The sequence below is a fragment of the uncultured Neisseria sp. genome (assembly GCF_951230505.1).
Taxonomy (GTDB): Bacteria; Pseudomonadota; Gammaproteobacteria; order Burkholderiales; family Neisseriaceae; genus Neisseria.
The window spans coordinates 1-2959 of record NZ_CATNVN010000195.1 but is presented as its reverse complement, the minus strand read 5'-3'; the positions used below and the strand labels follow the sequence as shown (position 1 = coordinate 2959).

The 2959-nt window shown below is 47.8% G+C and carries 2 protein-coding genes; both read right to left on the bottom strand.

From position 1 onward, the window contains the following. On the bottom strand, positions 1-1204 hold a 1204-nt coding region (locus Q1M25_RS09315; RefSeq protein ID WP_300484015.1), incomplete at its 3' end, for a DEAD/DEAH box helicase. 248 nt (positions 1205-1452) lie between these two features. After that, positions 1453-2959, bottom strand: a 1507-nt coding sequence (locus Q1M25_RS09310; protein ID WP_300484013.1) for a TonB-dependent siderophore receptor, incomplete at its 5' end; no start/stop codon positions are given.

Sequence of the window (2959 nt, the reverse complement as noted above, 5' to 3'; positions counted from 1 at the left end):
TAAGGGCGAGGCGTTGGGCGACGCCGAAGCGGTGTTGTTCGTCCACAATCACCAAACCCAGATTTTGGAACTCGACGTCGTCTGAAAACAGGGCGTGCGTGCCGACAGCGATTTTGACGGTACCGTCGGCGAGTTTGGCTTTGGCTTCGTCTTTGGCTTTTTTGCGCTGGCTGCCGGAAAGCCAAACGACTTCGAGACCCAACGGCTCAAGCCATTGTTTAAACTTGATAAAATGCTGTTCAGCAAGGATTTCGGTTGGTGCCATTACAGCCACCTGCGCGCCGGATTCAATGGCGGTCAAAGCAGACAAGGCGGCGACGATGGTTTTGCCGCTGCCGACATCGCCTTGCAGCAGACGGTGCATGGGGTGGGTTTGCGCCATATCGCGGCAGATTTCGGAAACAACTTTTTCTTGTGCATCGGTCAAGGCAAACGGCAAAGCGTGGCGCAGGGCTTGAGTCAATGTGCCGTCGCCGCCCAATGCTGTGGCCGAGCCGCTGACACGCTTCTGCCGCGCCAAGCGCATGGACAACTGTTGCGCCAAAAGTTCGTCAAATTTAAGCCGCTGCCATGCGGGGAGCGTGCCGTCTGAAAGTTGATGAATAGTGAAACTAGGCGGCGGTGAATGCAAAAGGCGCAGGCTTTCGGCAAGGTGCGGCAGTTTCAGACGGCCTAATAAAGCATCAGGCAAGGTGTCGTGCAGCGGCGTAACGTCCAAAGCCGTCTGAATAATACGGCGCAGAGTGGGTTGATTCAAACCGTTTACGGTCGGATAAATCGGCGTGAGGCTTTCTGCCAAACCGCTGTTTTCTGCATCGCGGATTTTAGGGTGAATCATCTCGTCGCCGTGAAACCCGTGTTTGATTTCGCCCACGGCGCGGATGCGTTTGCCGACCGCCATCTGTTTCTGGTTGCTGGAGTAAAAGTGGATGAAGCGCAGAAAAAGGACGCTGCCGGAATCATCGGCGATTTGGACGATCAGCTGCTTGCGCGGTTTGAACGTTACTTCCTGATGGATAACTTCGCCCTCGACCTGACACGGCACGCCGATCGGCGCATCCTTAATCGGCATGATGTGCGTCTCATCCTCATAACGCAACGGCAGGTGCAACACCAAATCCCATGCGGTATGGAGGTTGAGTTTTTCGAGCTTCTTGGCGGAAACATCGGTGATTTTGAGCTGTTTTTGGGTTTCGGGCGTCATCTTAAAAGGCAGCTGATTTAAAGTTTGCTGTATTTTATCCGAAAACAAAAAGGCCGTCTGAACACAATGTTTCAGACGGCCTTCAAAGCTGAATACTTGAAACAAATTAATATTTGAAAATACGCCGGCTATCGAATCAACTTCAGCCATTGTTAGTAAACAGCTTTCAAAAAAGAAGGATATTCAACCCATACCTTTATCAGGAATTTAGCCAATAATGTTTACATACCCAATCATTATCCATTCTCCTAAAAATGCCAATCCAATTTCAATTTGACTGTCCGCGGTTCGCCATAGAAATTGTTTTGACCTCGCGTACGGTTGTAGTTATTTTCAAAATACGTCCTGTCAGCCAGGTTCGTTCCTATCAGGCTGATTCTGCCGTGCTTGTGGAAGTCATATTGAACAAAGCCATCTATAAGTCCGTAGCCTCCTTGGCGAATATTGTAAAGGCTACTTGTGCGACTTTGCGCGGATATTCCGCCACCCAAGGTCAACTTAGTTTGAGGCAAGCGGTAGCTTGTACCGAGACGGAACATATGTACCGGCGTGAAGTTACTGAAGTTATACGGGTCGGCAGTCGTGTTTTTCTCCAACCGCTCCGCATTAACTTCTGCAGCATTTTTATACTTACTTTTGTTATATGTGTAGCCAACAAAAATACGCCAGTTTTCCGACAATTCGCCAGCCAATTCAAGTTCTGCACCGCTGCTCTTAACCTTACCCACAGGTTTAGCGATGGTTTGGAATGAACCTCCGTTACGACTAGTATCGGGAACAAATCCGAAATCGACAACGGTACGGTTTTTCTGCTGTAAGACAAACAAGGCAAGCGAAGCATTCAGACGGCCTTGCAAGAACGACCCTTTCCAACCTATTTCATAGTTAGTCCCGATGAGTGGTGGAAGAACGGATTTGCTGGTTACATCAACGTTATCCTGTTGTTTAAAAATCTTAGTATAGCTGGCATACAAGCTTTGTTGCGGTGTCAGGTCGTAGGTAATGCCTGCATATGGCGTAAACCGATGACTTTGCATTTTTGAGGTGTAGTGTTCTTTGTCGATTTTGTTACTGCTCTCAGTTTGGAATGCCGTAGCAGGCTGGCCGTAGCGTACAGGCATTTCTTTGGTTTGTGTGGTTTCATAGCGCGTATAGTGCATACCACCCAAGAGATGCAGACGGTTGGTCGCATTAAAACGGGTACTGACAGTCAAAGAATGTGTTTTATTCGTGTTAAGGTATTTCGAATAATTGTATAACGCCGGAACATGATCATCTGCAACCTGAACAGTTTTCCACAGCGGTATTTTCAGATATTGGTTTGCCCATTTCAAATTTCCCTCTTCATCCCGCTCCTGTATTTTGTTTCCATTTGCATCCAATTCGTAAACAGGATCTTGCACCATTACGCGCTCACCATTGTCGTTGACTGTCCAGACAGGCTTGCCCTCAGCATCCAAACGGGGAGTATATTTGGTAATATGCGCGCCACTGCATTCCGGTACATAGATTTTGTTATTACCTTTTTCGTTATAAATATGCCAATCTGGTTCGACAATGCCTTTTTCTAAAGGATTACGCTCCGGACCATCGGGATGAATGCCGCAACTGCCTGCACCTGCATAACCTTGAGGACGGACAAAATAACGGTTTTGATATATTTCCGTATAAGCAGAACGAATTTTTTCATTGTTATACGCATAGCCGACAAAGAAATCATGTTCACGCCCAAGCAGGCGGTAGTTACCTGATTTC